Source organism: Pseudomonas sp. B19(2017) (genome assembly GCF_002113165.1).
Lineage (GTDB): Bacteria > Pseudomonadota > Gammaproteobacteria > Pseudomonadales > Pseudomonadaceae > Aquipseudomonas.
Genome location: NZ_NEJR01000002.1, coordinates 225,750 through 243,410 on the forward strand (window position 1 = coordinate 225,750; position 17,661 = coordinate 243,410).

11 protein-coding genes are annotated in these 17,661 nt (G+C 65.7%); 1 reads left to right on the top strand and 10 read right to left on the bottom strand.

The window, feature by feature from the left end; translation table 11 throughout:
- Positions 1-571: 571 nt before the first annotated feature.
- Genes bcsC through CAF70_RS04130 form a run of 9 tightly spaced genes read right to left on the bottom strand, consistent with a single transcriptional unit; the run spans position 572 to position 14,281 of the window.
- Positions 572-4,090 (bottom strand): cellulose synthase complex outer membrane protein BcsC, encoded by a 3,519-nt coding sequence (gene bcsC / locus CAF70_RS04090; protein WP_085622248.1) that lies wholly within the window; start codon positions 4,088-4,090, stop codon positions 572-574.
- Positions 4,078-5,193, bottom strand: a complete 1,116-nt coding sequence (gene bcsZ, locus CAF70_RS04095) for a cellulose synthase complex periplasmic endoglucanase BcsZ (RefSeq protein ID WP_085622245.1) — start codon at positions 5,191-5,193, stop codon at positions 4,078-4,080. Before bcsZ ends, bcsC begins: the two co-directional genes overlap by 13 nt.
- Positions 5,193-7,475, bottom strand: a complete 2,283-nt coding sequence (gene bcsB / locus CAF70_RS04100) for a cellulose biosynthesis cyclic di-GMP-binding regulatory protein BcsB (RefSeq protein ID WP_085622244.1) — start codon at positions 7,473-7,475, stop codon at positions 5,193-5,195. Before bcsB ends, bcsZ begins: the two co-directional genes overlap by 1 nt.
- Complete coding sequence (gene bcsA, locus CAF70_RS04105) at positions 7,472-10,081, bottom strand: UDP-forming cellulose synthase catalytic subunit (protein WP_085622242.1); 2,610 nt, start codon at positions 10,079-10,081, stop codon at positions 7,472-7,474. The genes bcsB and bcsA overlap by 4 nt, the downstream gene beginning before the upstream one ends.
- Positions 10,078-10,785 carry a cellulose biosynthesis protein BcsQ gene (gene bcsQ, locus CAF70_RS04110; protein WP_085622240.1) on the bottom strand — a complete coding sequence of 236 codons (708 nt, stop codon included), beginning with the start codon at positions 10,783-10,785 and terminating at the stop codon, positions 10,078-10,080. The genes bcsA and bcsQ overlap by 4 nt, the downstream gene beginning before the upstream one ends.
- Positions 10,782-11,000 (bottom strand): cellulose biosynthesis protein BcsR, encoded by a 219-nt coding sequence (gene bcsR, locus CAF70_RS04115; RefSeq protein ID WP_085622237.1) that lies wholly within the window; start codon positions 10,998-11,000, stop codon positions 10,782-10,784. The genes bcsQ and bcsR overlap by 4 nt, the downstream gene beginning before the upstream one ends.
- The gene (gene bcsG, locus CAF70_RS04120) at positions 10,997-12,616 is read right to left on the bottom strand and encodes a cellulose biosynthesis protein BcsG (RefSeq protein ID WP_085622235.1); all 1,620 of its coding nucleotides are present in this window, start codon (positions 12,614-12,616) and stop codon (positions 10,997-10,999) included. Before bcsG ends, bcsR begins: the two co-directional genes overlap by 4 nt.
- Positions 12,609-12,794 (bottom strand): cellulose biosynthesis protein BcsF, encoded by a 186-nt coding sequence (bcsF, locus tag CAF70_RS04125; protein WP_085622232.1) that lies wholly within the window; start codon positions 12,792-12,794, stop codon positions 12,609-12,611. Before bcsF ends, bcsG begins: the two co-directional genes overlap by 8 nt.
- Positions 12,791-14,281: a BcsE family c-di-GMP-binding protein gene (locus CAF70_RS04130; RefSeq protein ID WP_085622230.1), complete on the bottom strand. Its 1,491-nt coding sequence runs from the start codon at positions 14,279-14,281 to the stop codon at positions 12,791-12,793. Before CAF70_RS04130 ends, bcsF begins: the two co-directional genes overlap by 4 nt.
- A 347-nt stretch (positions 14,282-14,628) precedes the next feature.
- Here CAF70_RS04130 and CAF70_RS04135 point away from each other — a divergent pair, with 347 nt between their 5' ends.
- Positions 14,629-16,482 (top strand): ABC transporter ATP-binding protein, encoded by a 1,854-nt coding sequence (locus CAF70_RS04135; RefSeq protein ID WP_085622228.1) that lies wholly within the window; start codon positions 14,629-14,631, stop codon positions 16,480-16,482.
- 122 nt (positions 16,483-16,604) lie between these two features.
- Here CAF70_RS04135 and CAF70_RS04140 read toward each other — a convergent pair whose 3' ends face one another.
- On the bottom strand, positions 16,605-17,432 hold the full coding sequence (locus CAF70_RS04140) for an IclR family transcriptional regulator (protein WP_085622226.1): 828 nt from the start codon (positions 17,430-17,432) through the stop codon (positions 16,605-16,607).
- Positions 17,433-17,661 lie beyond the last annotated feature (229 nt).

A 17,661-nucleotide genomic window follows, 5' to 3' on the forward strand; every position in this document is an offset into this window, starting at 1 on the left:
CGTCAGCAGGGCGGAGAGTCGAAGTGGTCTGGCAGGAATACCTGGCGCCTTCTGTCTCGTCAGCCCACCTGACGAGACAGCGCGCCTCGGTCAGATGAGCGGCTGTTTCTTGGATTTCTTGGATTTCTTGGCAACGGCAACGCACGCGCCTGCCTGGGCAATAAAGCCCGAAGCGGAAATGGCGTGGTTGGAGATGGACATGCTGGAAAGCCCGTTGCGTGGATATGGCTGGATAATGGTGTGGCGGCGTAGCTTGTGTCAACACTGAATTGGCAAGCGCTTTGCCCCTGAGGGTGCAACTGTCTTGCTCAAAATCCAATGGCTTGCTCAACACCTGTGGGCAAGCCCGCGAACACCGGCGCAGCCGGTGCCATCCACCGCGTCGCCTGCTTCGCGGGCACGCCCGCTCCCACAGGGATGGCGCTTGGCACGAGGTGGCCCCATGCCTGTAGCGGCAATAGCCTTGCTCCAGGACCTTGAAGCCTGCGCGGTCGGTGTGGGAGCGGGCAAGCCCGCGAACATCGGCGCAGCCGGTGCCATCCACCGCGGTGCCACAGGGCTGCATCTGCAATCAACGCCACTCGCTATAGGGCTCCAGCGGTGTGACCGGCAGCGCCAGGTTGCCACGCCATGGCTCGAACAGGTAGCGCAGGTAGAGCATGCCATGGCTAGGCGCATAGTCATCGCTGTGCTGCCAGTCGAAACCGCCACCCAATACCCAATGGTCGCTCAGGCGCCGCTCGAACAGCCCGCGCAGGCGGTAGCCTAGCCCGCTGCTGTCGCTGGCGTCGTTCATGGCGTCGATGTTGGAATCGACGTCATATAGCGCCAGCACCTTGCGGTTGAGGTGCGCATCCGGGTACAGGCGGCTGCGGCCGCTGTGGGCCTGGGACCAGCTGACGGAACCTTCCAGCAGCACCGACCAGTCGTAGTTGCGCCAGGCATAACTGACCGGCACGCCCACCGATGTGTAGCGCTGCGGGCTGTAGTAGCCGCCCTGGCCCAGGCTGTAACCACCCAGGTCCTTGCCGTGACGCCAGTGCATCAGTGTCAGGCCCACGCGCACGCGCTCGTCGGCTTTTTCCACCACCCGGTGGTACCAGCCGGCCATGGCCCGGGTGCGCTGGTTGTCGGCGACGTTCTCGCCATACAGCCAGTGGTGCCCCAGGCTGGCCCAGACCCCGTTGTCACCGCCCTGGTCCCAGCTCAGGCCGAGCGTGGCGCCATTGGCCGTGACCCCACCCCAGCGCACGCCCGTCGGGCGGTCACGTGCCCCCGCAAACGATAACAGCGAGTTGCTCATCGGCCGCCGTGAAGCGGTCAGCGACCAGCCGACCTGACCGAGGTCGCCATTGACCGTTGCGCCACCCAACCAGTTGTCGATGGCATACCCCTGAGTGGCTCCCAGATCAAAGGCCCAGCGGCTGCCCTGCCAGCCCAGCGCCAGCACGCTACCGTCCGCCGTTTGCGAACCGCCCCGGCACGCGGGGAGCGACTTGCCGTCGGCGGTGCGGCCAACAAACTGGCAGCTACCGAAATCCGGGGTATAACCCCCTTGGTCGTTCTGTTCGAACGAGCCCGCATCCATGCCGATGCGCTCGACCCGCGCAAAGGCGGTGCCGTCCTGCCAAGGGGTATCGACATGCAGCAGGGTTGACTGGGTACTCAGTTCGGACGTGCCGGGTGTACCGTCGTCCTCGCGCCAGCCGTAGTCGTGCATCAGCGTCACATGAGTATTGCGCTGGCGATACAGTGCATCGACGTCGCTGCGCAGGCTGCGTGCCAGCCAGTAGTCGTCATCCTGCTCACGGCTGGCCAGCGTCAGTGCACGGTCGTCCCGTGGCGACACGGCGGCATGTTCGAGCAACTGCGCGTCGGCCATCGCTGCGGCGTAAAGGTCCAGCGCCCGTTGCGGGTCATCCTGCGCCACCAGGCGAGCAGCGTCGCGTCGCAACAAGGGATCGGGGCGAGGCTGCTGTGCTGCGATCTGCTCGAGCATTCCGGCCGCCTGATCGTGTTCGCCCAAGGCGACCCAGACCGCTGCCAGGCGCCGCTGGGCGTTGCTGTCATCGGCAGCCAGTTGTGGCACCTGCACCGCCAGCATGTGCCGGGCCTGTGCCAGGTTGCCTTCAGCCACCGCACTTTCGATCACGCCAAGGCGCGCCTTGGGTTGCCCAGGTTGCACGGCAAGCACGCGCTGGTAATAGCCGCGCGCTTTGCCCGGCTCACCGTTCGCCGCCGCCCAGTCAGCCAACAGCATCAGGTCGTCGATGCTGCCTTCGCCACGCGCCAGGCTGGCCTCAAGCAGGCTGCTCGCTTCAGCCGTGCGGCCTTGCGCTTGCAGTTGCTGCGCCGAAGCCAGGGTCATGCGACGGTGGATCCGCTGCTGCAACGCATGCATGTCAGCGTTCCAGGCCGTCTGCGGCACAGCACCGAGGCTATCCAGGGCCAGCGCATCGCGGTCACTGGACTCCAGGAACAGTCCGTGGGCATAGCGGGTGGCGGGATCGCCCGGCTGGCGCTGCACGATCCTGGCAAATGCCGCGTCGGCCTCGGCGGTGCGCCCCAGGTGGCGCAGGCTGTTGGCCAACTGGTAGACCAGCCAGGGCTCATCGGGGGCCAAGGCCGTGGCCTGGCCCAGCGCCTGGCTGGCCGCCGCCCAATCCTGACGCTGCAGGGCCTGGTCACCTTGCTGGCGCAGGCGGGCGAGCTCCAGGCTACGGCGCAGGCTGGCGAACTGCGCTTGCTGGCGGGGCGGCAGGCTGTCCAGGTAGGCCTGCGCCTTGTCGGGCGACTGCGCCTGGTACACACGCATCAGGCCGCGCACGGCACTTTCGTTTTCCGGTGCCATGCGCCGAACCTGCAGGAATTGCCGCTCGGCGGCCGCTGTATCACCCTCGGCCAGCGAGACATCCGCCAGGCCAAGCAAGGCGTATTCCTCCTTCGGGCGCTGCTGGCGTGCCTGCTGGTAATAGGCACGGGCTGCGCGCATGTCTTTCGCCTGTAGTGCCCGCTCCCCTTTGCTGAGCAGAGCCCAATACTGGCTGGACGACTCCAGGTCCTTCCACTGGCTGATCCAGTAGGTGTCCTGCTCCTTGGCACTTGCCGCCCGGAACGCCGTATTGGCCTCTTCATAGCGGCTTTGCCGCATCAGTGCATACCCCAGGGAGCCGTGCAAACTGGCATCGTCCGGATACTGGCGCAATGCCCGGCGCAACTGCGTCTCGGCTTCAGCGTTACGGCCTTTGTCGAGCAATGCCAAGCCCCGCTGGCCAGCCTGCCAGGACGGGTCGGCCAGCAGTTTGCGCTGCTGTTGCAGGGTCTCGCTGGCCTGCGCCAACAATGGTGAGGCCGGGTAGCGCTGGAGAAAAGCTTGCCAGGCCGCGGCGCTGGCGGTACTAACCGCTTGCCCGGACAGGTAGTCGAACTCACGCTGGGCAGCGGCATCCCGTGCGCCAGGGTCGCGCGACAACTGGTCGAGCAAGGCCAAGGCTTCGCGGTCGCGCTTTTCGGCAAATAGCCAGCCGGCCAGGGTCTGGCGCAACCCGGCACTGCCTGGGTACTGCCGGTCCAGTTGCTGCAGCTGCCTGATTGCCTCGGGGCGCTGGCCGGGAAGGTTGCCGCGCACGCGCCAGTAATCCAGGGCCAGTTCCAGGCTTGGCGGTTCACCAGCAAACAACTGTTCATAGGCCGCCAGCGCCTCTTCATTACGCCCGGTGACAGCCAGCAGGCGAGCCTGCTGCAATTGCCGCGCGCGCTCAGGTTGCTGCAGCTCGAGCAGGCGCCTGGCCTGGCGGGCCTGCACGCTGCCGGGCGCAATGGCACTGATCCGGGCACTCAACTGCTCGGCCTGGGTGCTGTTCTTTTCGCGCAATGCCAGGCTCAAGGCCGCCAGCAACACGTCCGGGTTGCGCGGCTCGAGCAATTGCAACCGCCCCAGTGCATCGCGCACCAGGTCGTCACGATGCAGCGCCTCGCCGCGACGCACCTGGTCCAGCAGCCATTGGCGCTGTTCGTCGGCATCCTTGGGTTGCGCGGTGGCCTGGCAGGTCACCGCCGCCAGCATCAGTACGCCAATCATTCGCTGCATGGCGTGCTCCAGGCCGGCAACAGGCGGCCGTGCGGGTCAAAACGGTAACGGCCTTGGTCCCAGCCCTGGCCAAACAGCGCCAATACCTGGCTGTAATAGGCCTTGGCTTCAACTGGCTGCTCGTGCAAACGCTGTCGCTGGGCCGCCAGGCCTGCGACGTGCTCCGGCGACGCCGCCAGCAACGGCAGCAACGCCGCAGAGAAACCTGCCGGGCCATGGCCACTGGTAACACCGCTGTGCGCATCCACCTGCTCTGGCGGCAGGCCCTGGCGCGCGGTCAACGCCGCCATCGGCGCGTAGTGGGCCACCAGCTCGGCACGCTGCGGCGCGTCCTTGGCCAGCATGCCGACCCACAGGTAGACGCGGATGGCATCGTAGTCACCCTCACTGCCATGCTGCGGGTCCGCCGCCAGTTCACCGGCTGGCGTCCACAGCAGCCAGTCCGGGGCAAAGCCCTTTGGCGACGAAGCAAGCCACAAACGCCGCGTGTTGGCTGCCAGTTCGCCCCACAACGGGTCGACCAGGTTGAAGCGATCGAACAACTGCAGCGGCAAATAGCTGGGGTTCAAGCGGGTACCGCGGGCATCTTCGAAGCCGTAGTCCCCAGGCAGCAGCATCAGCCCAAGGCCCGGCAGCTTGCGTACGGTCTGCGCGGCGATACGCCACAGCAGGCGCTGACCCAGCTGCGCGTAGGCCGGCTCGTCCCACAGCCGCCCGGCTTCCAGCAGGCTGTAGGCAATCCACAGGTCGGCATCGCTGGCGTTGTTGGCATCCAGCACCTGCCACTGCTGCTGGCCGTTGCGGCCCCACAGCCAGGCGGGCAGATGCCGGGCCAGGTCACCCTGCGCCAGGTTGTTGCCGGTCCAGCGCAGCAACTGCGCGAAAGCTTGCCGGTCATTGCCCACCAGGGCGAAGAACAGCGCATAGCTCTGCCCTTCCGAAGTGGTGATCAGGCGCTCGTCGCTCGGGTCGATGACCCGACCGTCGACACTCACCAGTTCGGCCTTGAAGCGGTCCCAGGCGGGCCATGGGCAAGCCGGTGCGGCACTCGTGATAACGGGCAGGCCCAAGGCGACCAGCCCTACCAGCCACTGACGCATCATCACACCGCCTCACCCAGGCGACGCTTGCCTGCCCAGCGCAGTGCCCGCCACAACAGGAAGGCGAACAGCACCACGCAAATGGCCGCGATCGCCGCCAGCAGCACCGGGTGCTCGGACAGGTGGAACCACAGCAGCAGCCACCATGGCAGCGCGCCAACGAAGTAGTGCTCGCCGACGAACTGGCTGCTGACGCCGCTGCTACGCACCAGCGTCACCGAACCGGCCACCGCATCGAGCTTGCCGACATCGCCGAGCACATCGCGCAGCAGCGCGTAGTCGCTATCGCTGTTGGCCAGCAGGGCGACGACGCTGCGCTGCTCGTGGAACGGCGACTTCAGCCCGGTGATGGCCGCAATCGGTGCCTGCGCGCTGACGGCCACACGGCTGCTCGCGGCCACCGGCGCGGTATCGAAGCGGTGACTGCCCGGCAGCCCCGCGCTACGGCCCTGCAGCAGCCAGTCGCGCTGGGCGCTGAGCAGCAGGCCAAGGTCGGGTGCATCCGCCAGGGCCTCTGGCAGGCTGCCGAGCAGCAGCAAGTCGGCATCGGCCGCTGCGGCCTGCTTCCAGTCGTCGACCAGCTGCAGGCCGAGCGCCGGGTAACCGATCTGCCCGGCCAGCCCACCGACCGCATCGAGCAAGGTGCCCACCTGCATCGCCGTGGGCTTGGCCGGCATGACGACCAGCGTTTCGGAAAGGTCGGCCATGCGGCTGAACGGGAAGCCGCTGCGGGCGAACGCGCGCAGGTCGGGCATGGCGATGTAGTGGTGGTAACCGGACAAGTCGATGGTCGAGTTGTCGTCGATCGCTGCCCGCACGTCCACCGGCAACGAGGTCTGGCAGCGGTCGCGCTGGGCGCTGCCCAGGGTGCTGGCAAAACTGAAGTCGAAGCGCAGGCGGTTGCGGTCACCGATCTTCAATGCCGGTACCAGCGACTTCTCGGACAATGCGCTGTTGTCACCGGACAGCACTGCCAGGCGCATTTCTTCCAGTGTGCCGCCACGCCGGTCATTGCCCACCAGCGGCATGCTGGTGATGTACTGGTCGTTGACGCTGATGCTCAGGCGCGATTCGTCGCTTACTGCCGGGGCCGTGTAGCGGTACAGCGTACGCAGCGGAATGCCCTGGTTGCGCCAGACGAACAGGTCGGGGGGCAGGTTCAGTTCCAGCGTCACCGGCCGCGGTTGCAGGCCGCTGACCTGCAACTGCTCGGGGTAATCGAGCAACTCGGCGAAGCGTACCGGGCGGTCGGTGCGCGTCCAGTTCGGCGCATCGTAGGGCTGGCGCGGTTGCAGCGCCGTCATTTGCTCGATCTTCACCCGGGCGCCGCGGAACAGGTTGTTGCCAACTGCCAGCGCCGAGGCGGCCTTGACCAGATCATCGTCGTTGCGGCCGAGCACCAGCAGCACCTTGCTGAAGCGGTCGCCCGGGTGGTCGATCATCTGCAGTACCGGGCCGTCGACCAGCGGGAACTGCTGCAGGTCGGCGAGGAAGCCCGGGCGACGGTCGTTGCTGGCAAACACGATGCTCGGCGTGGGTTCATCGCCACGGGCCGGCAGGCGGTCGTACAGCACCGGGAAACTCGCCTTGCGCCAACCGGCCTGGCTGCCGAAGTAGGACGCCAGGATCGCCGCCGCACGCTGCTCGCCCAGGCTCGGCACGCCGCTGAACACCACCGGCAGCGTTACCTTGCCGGTATCGCGCACATCAAAGAACGGCAGCGGGAAGTACGCCAGGTCGTTGTCCAGGGCCAGGGCCTGCTCATGCAGCTGTACCTGGCTCTTGCGGTTCAGGTTCAGCCACAGGCCGCTGTGCGCCGGGTCTTCGCAGATGTCGGTGTAATGCCCGACGAACTCCAGGCGAACCCGGTTGAAGTCGCTGAGCAGCTTGGGGTCCAGCGGCAGCTGGCGGCGCACGCGCTGGCCAAGCTGGTCTTTTTCCACCGGCACCACACCCATCAACTCGTCATTGAGGTACACACGCAGATGCGACAGGTTCGGCAACAGGGCGGGCGAAGGGGTGTAGTCCAGCTGCAGGCTGGCCTCGGTGGCCAGGCGGTCGCGCCGCAGGCCGAATTCGATATGCTCGCTGTTGCGTACCCCCAGCAGCAGGCTGTCGGACGCATGCCCGAGCTGCTCGAAGGTTTTCGCAACCGGCCAGTTCGGTACCGTGGGTACGGCTGGCTCGGCAAGCGGAGCTACAGAGGTGGCAGCGGCGCTCTGCGACAAGGCAGCAAACAGTGCCATCGCCAGGCCCCAGGTACGCGCGGGATAACCAGTCATCATGCGTCTCGATCAACAAGGTTCAAGGAAGGGACAGGCAGCGGCGTGCGGGGCCTGTAGCTGGCCAGCCAGTTCGCCAGCACCTGCAGTGGGCGCAGCCATGCCCGCAGCCATGGCGGCAAGTGCTCGACCAGCCGCAGGTAACCGACACCGCCCAGCTTCAGCACGTCGACCAGGCTGCGCAGCGGGCGATCGTCCTCGTGCTGCGCATTCCAGCCAAGCCAGGCATCGGCGCGGGCAAAGGTGCAATGGACCAGGTCGATACGTTGTTGCTGGCTGAGGTCGTGGAACACCAGGCCCACGTGCTGCCCGACGGTACGGGTGACGCAAGCCTGGAAGGCGAACTCGCGCTGGCCACGGTTGAGCAGCAGGCGAACCTGTTCACCTGCCTGCAACTCAAGGCCCTGGTGCAGCTGCAGGCCGACACCGCCGTCGGAGTAGTCAACCAGGGTGCAGGGGTAAGCGTGACCGCTGGCCAGCACCAGCCCCGCCGGCAAGCGCATCTGCACCCGGTGGGCGCGGCGCACCTGGCGCACCTCGGCGGCCACGGCGACGGCGGCGCCGATGATCAGAAGGTTGTAGATCACCCACAGCGAGCTGACGATCACCGTGCCGATTTCCGCCGCCGGGCCGGTGAACAGGCGCCACACGGCAAAGCCCAGGCCTGCCACGTTGAGCGCCGCCAGCCACAGGTAGGGTTGGGCGATACGCCAGTCGAACTGCTCCTGCGCCATCAGGCCGCCCTTGGCGGTGACGTTGAACTTGCCCTTCTTCGGCGCGAACAGCGCAACCGTGGTCGGACGGGCGATGTACCAGGCCAGCACGGTCTCGTACACCTCGCCCCAGAAGGTCTGTCGGTACTTGCCCTGCATGCGCGAGTTGGTCAGGCTGGCGTGGATCATGTGCGGCAGCACGTACAGCAAAATCATCAACGCCGGCGCGTAGATGATGTAGGCATGCAGCAACAGGAACGCCAACGGCGCGGTCAGGAATACCAGCCTTGGCAGGCCGGCCAGGAAGTGCAGCATCGCGTTGGCATAGCACACCCGCTGGAACAGGCTCAGCCCACGGCCGAACAGCGGGTTGTCGGTGCGGAAGATCTGCACCATGCCACGGGCCCAGCGAATGCGCTGGCCAATGTGCGCCGACAGGCTCTCGGTGGCCAGGCCGGCTGCCTGCGGAATGCTCAGGTAGGCCGATGACCAACCTTGGCGGTGCATGCGCAAGGCGGTATGGGCATCTTCGGTCACGGTTTCGACGGCAAAGCCGCCGATGCTCTCCAGCGCGGTACGGCGCAGCACGGCACATGAGCCGCAGAAGAACGCCGCGTTCCACATGTCGTTGCCGTCCTGGATCAGGCCGTAGAACAGCTCGCCTTCATTGGGGCGACGGCGGAACGAGCCCAGGTTGCGCTCGAACGGGTCGGGCGAGAAGAAATGGTGCGGCGTCTGCACCAGCGCCAGCTTCGGGTCCTTGAGGAACCAGCCCACGGTCAATTGCAGGAAGGAACGTACCGGCACGTGGTCACAGTCGAAAATGGCGATCAACTCGCTGTCGGTCACCCCCAGCGCATGGTTGAGGTTACCGGCCTTGGCGTGCTTGTTGTCCGGCCGCACGATGTAGCCCACCCCGACTTCGTCGGCGAACGCACGGAACGCCTCGCGCCGGCCGTCGTCGAGGATATAGATGCGCAGGCACTCGCGCGGCCAGTCCAGGCCAAGGGCCGCCAGCACCGTGGTGCGCACCACCGACAAGTCTTCGTTGTAGGTGGGGATCATCAGGTCGACGGTCGGCCAGTGCGAAGGGTTTGTCGGCAGGTTCGCCGGCTTGCGCTGCAACGGCCAGCTGGTCTGGATGTAGCCCAGGATCAGCACGAACCACGAATAGGTTTCTGCCGCCAGCAGGATCACCCCGCACACAAGGCCCGTGGTGTCGTTCCAGTTCAGGGTCGAGGTATACCGCCACCACAGGTAGCGGCAGGAAATGAGGGTCGACAGCACGATCAGCATCAGGGTCGGGAAGCGGCCCGGAATGTGCCGCACCAGCATGGCGATGCCCAGTAGCAGGAAGATGAACACCAATTGCGCCAGGTAGCCGAACGGTTCGGTCACGCACAGCACGGCCAGGCCGATGGCGCCCACGGTCAGCACGCTGTAGAACGCCCAGCGGGCAAACACGCTCAAGCCGCGCAAGCGTGCCGAGGCTTGCTGCTTGAAAGCGCTGGCTTTGTAGCGCGCAGGCAGCTGCTGCAGGCGCTCGATCAGCAGGCCACGGTAGTAGCGCAGTACCTGCAGCATGCCGCGCAGCTGCGCACGCACTGCGCCCCAGGTGCGGCGGGCAAACCCCGGTTCGCGTGGCAGCGGTTGGCGCCGGACCAGCAGCCACAGGCTCTGGATCAACAGGCGTAAGGGGTCGCCCAGGCTTGGGCGCTTGCCCGCCAGTTGCGGGTACAGGCGCTGTCGCTCGGCCAGCAGGGCCTGCCAGGCGGGCGACTCCAGGCGCAGGAACAGGAAGGCCAGCCACACGCCAAGGGTAAACAGCCAGGCGACCGGCTGCCGCGCGCCACGTGCGCTGAACCAGCCATAGGCAGACAAGGGGTTCAGGGTCACGTCCGGCGCCTCGTCAGGCAGCGCACCGCCAGGCTCTGCACGTCCCGGCAAGCCAGGCTCTGCGGCGCGTAATGGCCAAGCGGTGCCTTGCACGCCAGGGCCTCGAGGAAGGCCTCGTCGCGGTGCACCACCTGAATCGGCAGGCGATCACGGAACAGGTCGCGCCACACCATCAGCAGGTCGCTCTGCAAGCGGCTGGCCGGGTCGTAGCGGTTGACCAACAGCAGGTCGTACTGCTCGACCGGGCGGCGACCGAGCAGCAGATGGCTGGCCATTTCGGCCTCGGCCACCAATACCCGCACATCGGTCTGGACATGCTGGCCAGCGGCATCGGCCGGCAGCTGCGGCAGGTCGAACAGCAACCAGTCGAAGTGTTCGCCCAGCTCGGCCTGGCGAGCGCGCCAGGCTTCAGCGTCGGGCAACGGCGGCCGCATACCAGCAGGCAAATTGCCGAACGGCATCAGGCTCAGGCCATCGAGCACCTCGTACAAGGCATCGCTGAACGGCCGCCCTTCCCGCTCGGCATGCGCCCAGCCCTCGCGCGTGTCGAGCGGCAGGTTGAAGTGCAGCCCGAGCAGGTTGCTTGGGCACAGGTCGACCAGCAGCACCCGCTCCCCTGCCCCCTGCAACGCATAGCCCAGCGCGGCCAGCAAGGCACTGCGCCCCAGGCCACCGCGTACCCCATGCAACGCCAGGCTGGTCATGGCGACAGCACCTCGCGCTGTGGCGCCGTCGCGTACAACGTGCCCTGGGCGCTGGCCCGGCAGCTTTCGCCCAGCAGCGGCCAGCGCTGCAGAGCCTGCTGGACGCCCACCAGCAAGGAGATGTCCTGATAGTTCAGGTCCGGCATGTCCAGGTGCTGGCGCAACTGGGCGATATCGTCGCTGCGGTCGGCAGGGTCTGCCTTGCCAGTGATCATGGTCGCTCCTTCGGGATCGGCTGCCAGTCGGGCTGGCCTTGCAGGCGCATGTAGGCGCGCCCCTGGTAGTTCAACACCTGTGCACCTGCGGTTTCCGCGACCGGTTCGGTGGTTGGCAGGTCGCTCAACAGGCTCGGCACATCCAGCACCTGTTGCTGGCCCAGGCCCGCATACACACGCGAGATCAGCTCGGACAGCGCCAGGTAGCTGGTGGGTGCCGAGACGTGCAGCGGTTCGCTGCGGGCAGGCTGGCCCATGCCGATGAACTTCAGGCCCACCGGCACATGGGTAATCGACGGTGTGGGGATTTCACGCATGCCCGCCAGCTGCATGCGGTCACCATGCAGCGCGGCGCCGTGTTCCGGGACAATGGCCACGACCACGCGGCGGCCGCTGCGCTCCAGTTCATCGAGGAAGCTGCCCAGCTCGCCGAACAGACGGGTGGCGCGGGTAGCGTAATCGGCCACACGGGTACCGCCGTCAGCGGTGACGATACGGTTGCCGTCATGCAGGCTGATGCTGTTGTAGAACAGCGACACATGCTCGGCCGACGCGCCTTGGCGCTGCCCCCACCAGCGGCGCAGCACCTCCAGGTCGCTGGCGATCGGCGAGCCGTCGAAGCCGACCAGCGCCCGCGGGAAGTCGGTGCTGCGCAGGCCGGGTTGGGGCATGTGCTGTTGGGTGATGTCGCCGATGAAGTTGTCGAAGCGGCCGCTGTGGTTGAGCAAGGTATTGCTCTGGAAACCGAGCCTGGCCAGGTTCTGGAACAACAGGCACTGCTCCGGGGCGGGCTGGTACAGGCCGGCGTGGGACGCCTGCCCGCAGCTGGCACGCAGCACGCGGATGGCGGCCGGGCCGCTATAGGAGGTGGCGGAATTGAACTGGTCGAAGACCACGTCCAGGCGCGAGAACAGCGGGTTGTCCCGCAGCCCGACGGCGGACAGGTCATCCCAGGCCAGCGAGCAGATGTTGATCACCAGCAGGTCGAACGGCTGCTCATCGGCTTGCATGGCCGGGAATGCGGTCACCCGTTCACGCTCACTGGCGAAGAACCGCTCGAGCCAGCTGTCGAGCGTGGCATTGTCGGCAACCGCAGTGGCCTGCGCCTGCTCGGCGGGGCTGGCAGCTGCAGCGCCAGGCGCCTGGCCCGCGCTGAACCCCAGCGATGGCAGGCCGCCAACGGCCAGCCACACCAGCCCCAGCAGGCTCAGGGTGCTCAGCCGCAGCCAATGGCGCAGGTACAGGTAACCCACCAGCAACAGTGCCAGCGCCCCCAGCAGGTTCCAGTTGATGAAGCGGCCGAGCAGTTCGAGCAAGTAATCCCACGAAAAATCGAACACCCCCGGCTGCGCCAGCAGGCGGCTGAAGGGCGGCAGCCAGGTGTCCTGGTAGAACAACGCGATGCCGATCGGTACTGCCGCCAGTTGCCGCGCAATACGCAGCCACTTGCCCGGCAACGGAACCAGCAGAAACGCGGCGAACAGCAGGTTCGGCAGCGCCTGGAAGTCGAGCATGCCAAGGGCGACCAGCAGGAACTTGGCGAGGAAATAGAGGTTCCACCCTCCCAGCCCAGGCCAACGGGCCAGTGCCGGGAGGGTTGTGGAGGTATTAGTCATTACGGGGGTCCTGGCGAGCAGCGCGGTGGCGTACACCCCGCGGTTTCAGGTAACGGGGTGGCAGGCGGCGGCGCAACTTGTCACGCAGCGTGGCACGCAGGCGCGACAGCAGCAGGGCAAGCGCCAAGGTGACCAGCGCCGTGATGCCGATCACTTGCAGCAGTTGCACGAAGTTCATGCGCTCCCCCGCTTGCCCAGGGCAACCCGGCGCGGCGCCAGGGCCGGCCGAGCCTGGGCGGACAGATGCGCCGCCGCGTCGAGCCGCGGTGGCCGTGGCACGCTGTCGTCGAGGAAGGCCGGGGTGCCCAGGCTATCGACACCGGCAAGCACCTCCTGGCTGATGAACAGCTCTTTCCACGACAACTGGAAGATATGGTCAAGGGCTTGCTCGACACCTTCGGAGCGGCAGGCGAACAGGAACAGGAACAGCACATCGCCGACCACGCAGGCGATGTCACCGTCGCGGCGGAACACCGTGCGCGAGCAGGCTTGCAGCGGGGTCAGGCCAGGGGCCGGGCGCAACACCAGCAACTGGTGGACAATTTCGCCGTTGCGCATGCCGTGCCACATGGTCTGCACGGCTTCGGCGAACGCGCGCGGCGCCACCAGCCCACAGATGGCCAGCGGCCGCAGGCGTGTGAGCAAGGCATCGAAATCGCCTGGCAGGTGCCGGCGCCAGAGGTAACCCTGGATGCTCTCGACCATGGTCAGGAAGCGTGACAGGCTGGCGCCGAACGGCACGATCTGGCTGGCCCCGCAGGCCAGCAACAACTGTTCATCCTGATAGCGCAGGGTCGGCGCCATCTCGCGCACCACCAGCTTCAGGGCACTGCCACGCAACTGGCGCAAGCGGTGCAGCTGGCGCGCCAGGTTATCCAGGCGCTGCCCGCCGTCCATGGCGAAGATGACGGTGGCGGAAACCGCCAGGCTGGCTTTGGCACCCAGTTCTTCAAGGCTCTCGCAGACCTGCCAGTGCTCGGAGAAGGCTGGCGCGCCTTCCAGCACCGGGCGCTGGGCCAGGCACAGCAGCTCGTCGCCACCGGTGTCGGCGGGGGCCTGTGGCGCCCCGGCAGCAGCAAAGCCCGTTTCAAGACGCGCCAGTTCCACGTCACGTGTGCCGGTTTTGCCGAGCGGGTTGCTCCAGAAATGCTGCAGGTAGCGGACCCCGCCTTTGCCGCGGTACACCTGGGCCAGGCCATCGACGCCCTGGTTGAAGGCGCGCAGGCGCTCAACCAGCCCGGCGCTCTGGCCGCTGCTGATGACCAGCAATAGCGCGGCCTCGGCCAACAACACCGGGCGCAGCGTATTGCACCAGCGTTCAACGTTGCCGCTACCCCAGGCTTCGGCGGGCGCCAGCAGCACCAGCACGCGCCCGGCCGCGTCGATACGCGGCAGGTCATCGACCAGATGCAGCACGGCTTGCGGGGTGGCTTCGTACAGCGCCAGTTCGGCAGGGCCCTGCGCGGCATCGAGCGCACCAAGCACGTCAGCCATGGCTTGCGCATCGGCGACCAAGGCTCCCCGAACAGGCTCGGGCAGGCCCCCGACCACTTGGCGGCAGAGCAAGGTGGCGTCTTCTGCGTTGTCACAGGCCAACCAATACAGTCCTTGTACATGAAGCTGACTGCTTTCGGCGCCTACGCCGGAAATAGCCAACCACGGCATTCCATTCGTCAAAACACTGGCTCTGCAAAATGAGGTTGAACGGTTTGAGAAACGACAGTAACTGATCTGCCGCTGACGTTTGATGACGTGCGTCAAAAAAACGGCAAAATGATAATTTTTTTGTAACAGCGTCAATTGTACAGCACTAAGGCAAAATGAGATCAAGGGGAAATGTAATAAATTGCAAAGTTTTGTTAACAACCGCCGTAGGGTCAGTGTCAGTCAGTTAAGGTTTGCCGGTTTGCGCAGGGCTGCATTGCAGCCCACGCCCGGCTTGTCGACAGGCGCATACCTCGCTGTGCTTTATGGCCACGGGCCAGGCAAGCATTGATTTTCCGGAGACACGCATGCTTCGCATCTTTGAGCGCAGGCTCGACCCCTTCCCCCCTGACGAGGTGCCACCGCCCCCGATGGGCCTGTTGCGCTTCATGTGGGCCTGTACCCGCGGCGCCCGTGGCTACATCCTGGCACTGGCATTGCTCAGTGCCGGCGTATCGATCTACGAAGCCTGGCTGTTCGCCTTCCTTGGCCAGGTAGTCGACCTGCTCTCGGCCTGGCAGGCCGGCGGCACCGTTGGCCCAGAAGAAACCCGTGTGCTGTGGGGTATCGGCATCGTCCTGCTGGTCAGCATCGGGCTGGTGGCGCTACGTACCATGGTTCAGCATCAGGTACTGGCGATCAACTTGCCGCTGCGGCTGCGCTGGGACTTCCACCGGCTGATGCTGCGCCAGAGCTTGTCGTTCTTCTCTGACGAGTTTTCCGGCCGGGTGACCACCAAGGTGATGCAGACGGCGCTGGCAGTACGTGATGTGTTGTTCACCCTCATCGAAATCCTGCCCGGGATCGGCGTGTACTTCATCGCGATCATTGCCTTGGCCGGTGGCTTTGCCCTGAACCTGATGTTGCCGTTCATTGCCTGGGTCGTGCTGTTCGGCCTGGCCATGCTGTATTTCGTACCGCGCCTGGGCAAAGTCGGCCAGGAGCAGGCCAATGCCCGCTCGTCGATGACCGGGCGAGTTTCCGACGCCTACACCAACATCACCACGGTGAAACTGTTCTCGCACGCCAATCGCGAAGCGCATTTTGCGCGCGCCGCCATGGAGGACTTCAAGCAGACCGGCTTTCGCCAGATGCGCCTGGTCAGCCAGTTCGAAATCGTCAACCAGGCGCTGGTGGTGGGCTTGATCATTGCGGCTGGCGGCTATGCACTGTGGTTGTGGCACCAAGGCCAGGTCGGCACCGGGGCGGTGGCGGCGATCACCGCCATGGCCTTGCGTATCAACGGCATGTCGCACTGGATCATGTGGGAAATCACCTCGCTGTTCGAAAACATCGGCACCGTGCAGGACGGCATGGCCACCCTCACCCGCGGCCCCAAGGTGAAGGATGCGCCGGATGCCGTTGAGCTGGTAACCACGGGGGGCGCGGTGAGCTTCGACAAGGTCAGCTTCAACTACAACGGCGAGCGCCAGGTGCTAGACGGCCTGAGCCTGCACATCCGCGCGGGCGAAAAAGTCGGCCTGGTCGGCCGCTCCGGCGCCGGCAAGTCTACCTTGATCAACCTGCTGCTGCGCTTCTATGACGTGGACCGTGGTGAAATCCGCATCGACGGGCAGAACGTGGCCAAGGTCACCCAGGACAGCCTGCGTGGCGCCATCGGCATGGTCACTCAGGACACTTCGCTGCTGCACCGCTCGATTCGCGACAACATCGCCTATGGCCGCCCCGATGCGACCGAGGCGCAGATCCGCGCCGCTGCGGCCAATGCCCAGGCCGATGGCTTCATCAGCCAGCTTAGCGACCGCCAGGGCAACACCGGTTACGACACCTTGGTGGGCGAGCGCGGCATCAAGCTGTCTGGCGGCCAGCGCCAACGCATCGCCATTGCCCGGGTGATGCTGAAGAACGCACCGATCCTGCTGCTGGACGAAGCCACCAGTGCGCTGGACTCGGAAGTGGAGGTGGCCATTCAGGAGAGCCTGGATGAAATGATGAAGGGCAAGACCGTTATCGCCATCGCCCACCGGTTGTCGACGATTGCGGCCATGGACCGGCTGATCGTGATGGATGAAGGGCGCATCATCGAGCAAGGCACCCATGCGGAACTGCTGGCGAAAAAGGGTACTTATGCGCGCTTGTGGCAGCACCAGAGTGGTGGGTTCCTGGGTGAGGACCAAGGTGTGGCCGAGGTGATGGAGTAGCTGTACTGCCTCACGCCTCTGGCCCGCGCGGTTCCTTGTGGAAGCACCGACTTCCAGGCATGCACGGGATCAGCAGGAGCAGCCTTGTGCTGCGAAGACGCCGGAACTCCCACGGGAATGGCTCAACCAAACACATGCGAAGGCCGGCGCAGCACCGGGTCGAACGGGTTGACCCGCTCGCCGATCGCAGCCGCCTCGCGCTTGAGCAGCGCCACCACGGTCGGCATGCGGTTGGGCCCCAGGCGGTCGCTTATGGTCGCCACGCTCAGGGCCGCCACCGCATGGCCGTTACGATCGAGAATCGGCACCGCCAGGCCGGCCATGCCATCGAGCACGCCGGTGTTACGCCCGGCGTAGCCGAGGCTGCGCACATTGTCGATTTCGGCGCGCAGCATGACTTCGTCGTAATGGTGAAAATCCTTCAGCCGCGGCAGGTTGTAACGGATCACCTCGTCACGCTCCTCCTCCGGCAGGAAGGCCAGTATGGCAAGGCTGCCCTGCCCCACCCCCAAGGCTACACGGCCGCCAATATCACCTGTGAAGGTACGGATCGGGTATGGCCCTTCGCTGCGGTCCAGGCATACCGCATCGAACCCCGAACGCGCCAGCAGGAACAGCGAATCGCCCAGCGACGCCGATAGCCGCAGCAGGCTGGGGCGTACCACATCGCGCAGGTTGCCAACTTGGCCGGCCTTGGCCGCCAGGGCAAAAAAATCCAGGCTCAGCCGGTAACGCTTGGTGGTAGCACACTGGTCGACCATGCCCTCTTCAATCAGGCTGCGCAGCAGGCGGTGGGTGGTGGGTTGTGCCAGGCCCACCCGCTGTGCCAGCTGGCTGACCTTCTCACCCTCACCGCCGCATTCACCCAGCGCCCGCAATACGGCAAACAAACGGGACACCGCACTGACACCCACTTCCCTGGCTTGCTCGTTTCGTTTATCGGAATCCATTTTTCGCTAAACCCTGTGAAATTCCAGTCAGCGGAATAATTTCAAATTAGCTGTCACTCAGTGAAATTACCCTTTGTCGTCATCCTAATCATTGCCCTACTCTCCGGTCCATAGGGCGATATCACAACATCGGCCGCCGCCACAGCGCGAGCGCCAACGTCCGTAAAGCGTTGCTTTTCGCCGCTGGCGCTCTGCCCACCCTGAAACTGCCGGTTGACCCCGGTTCCGT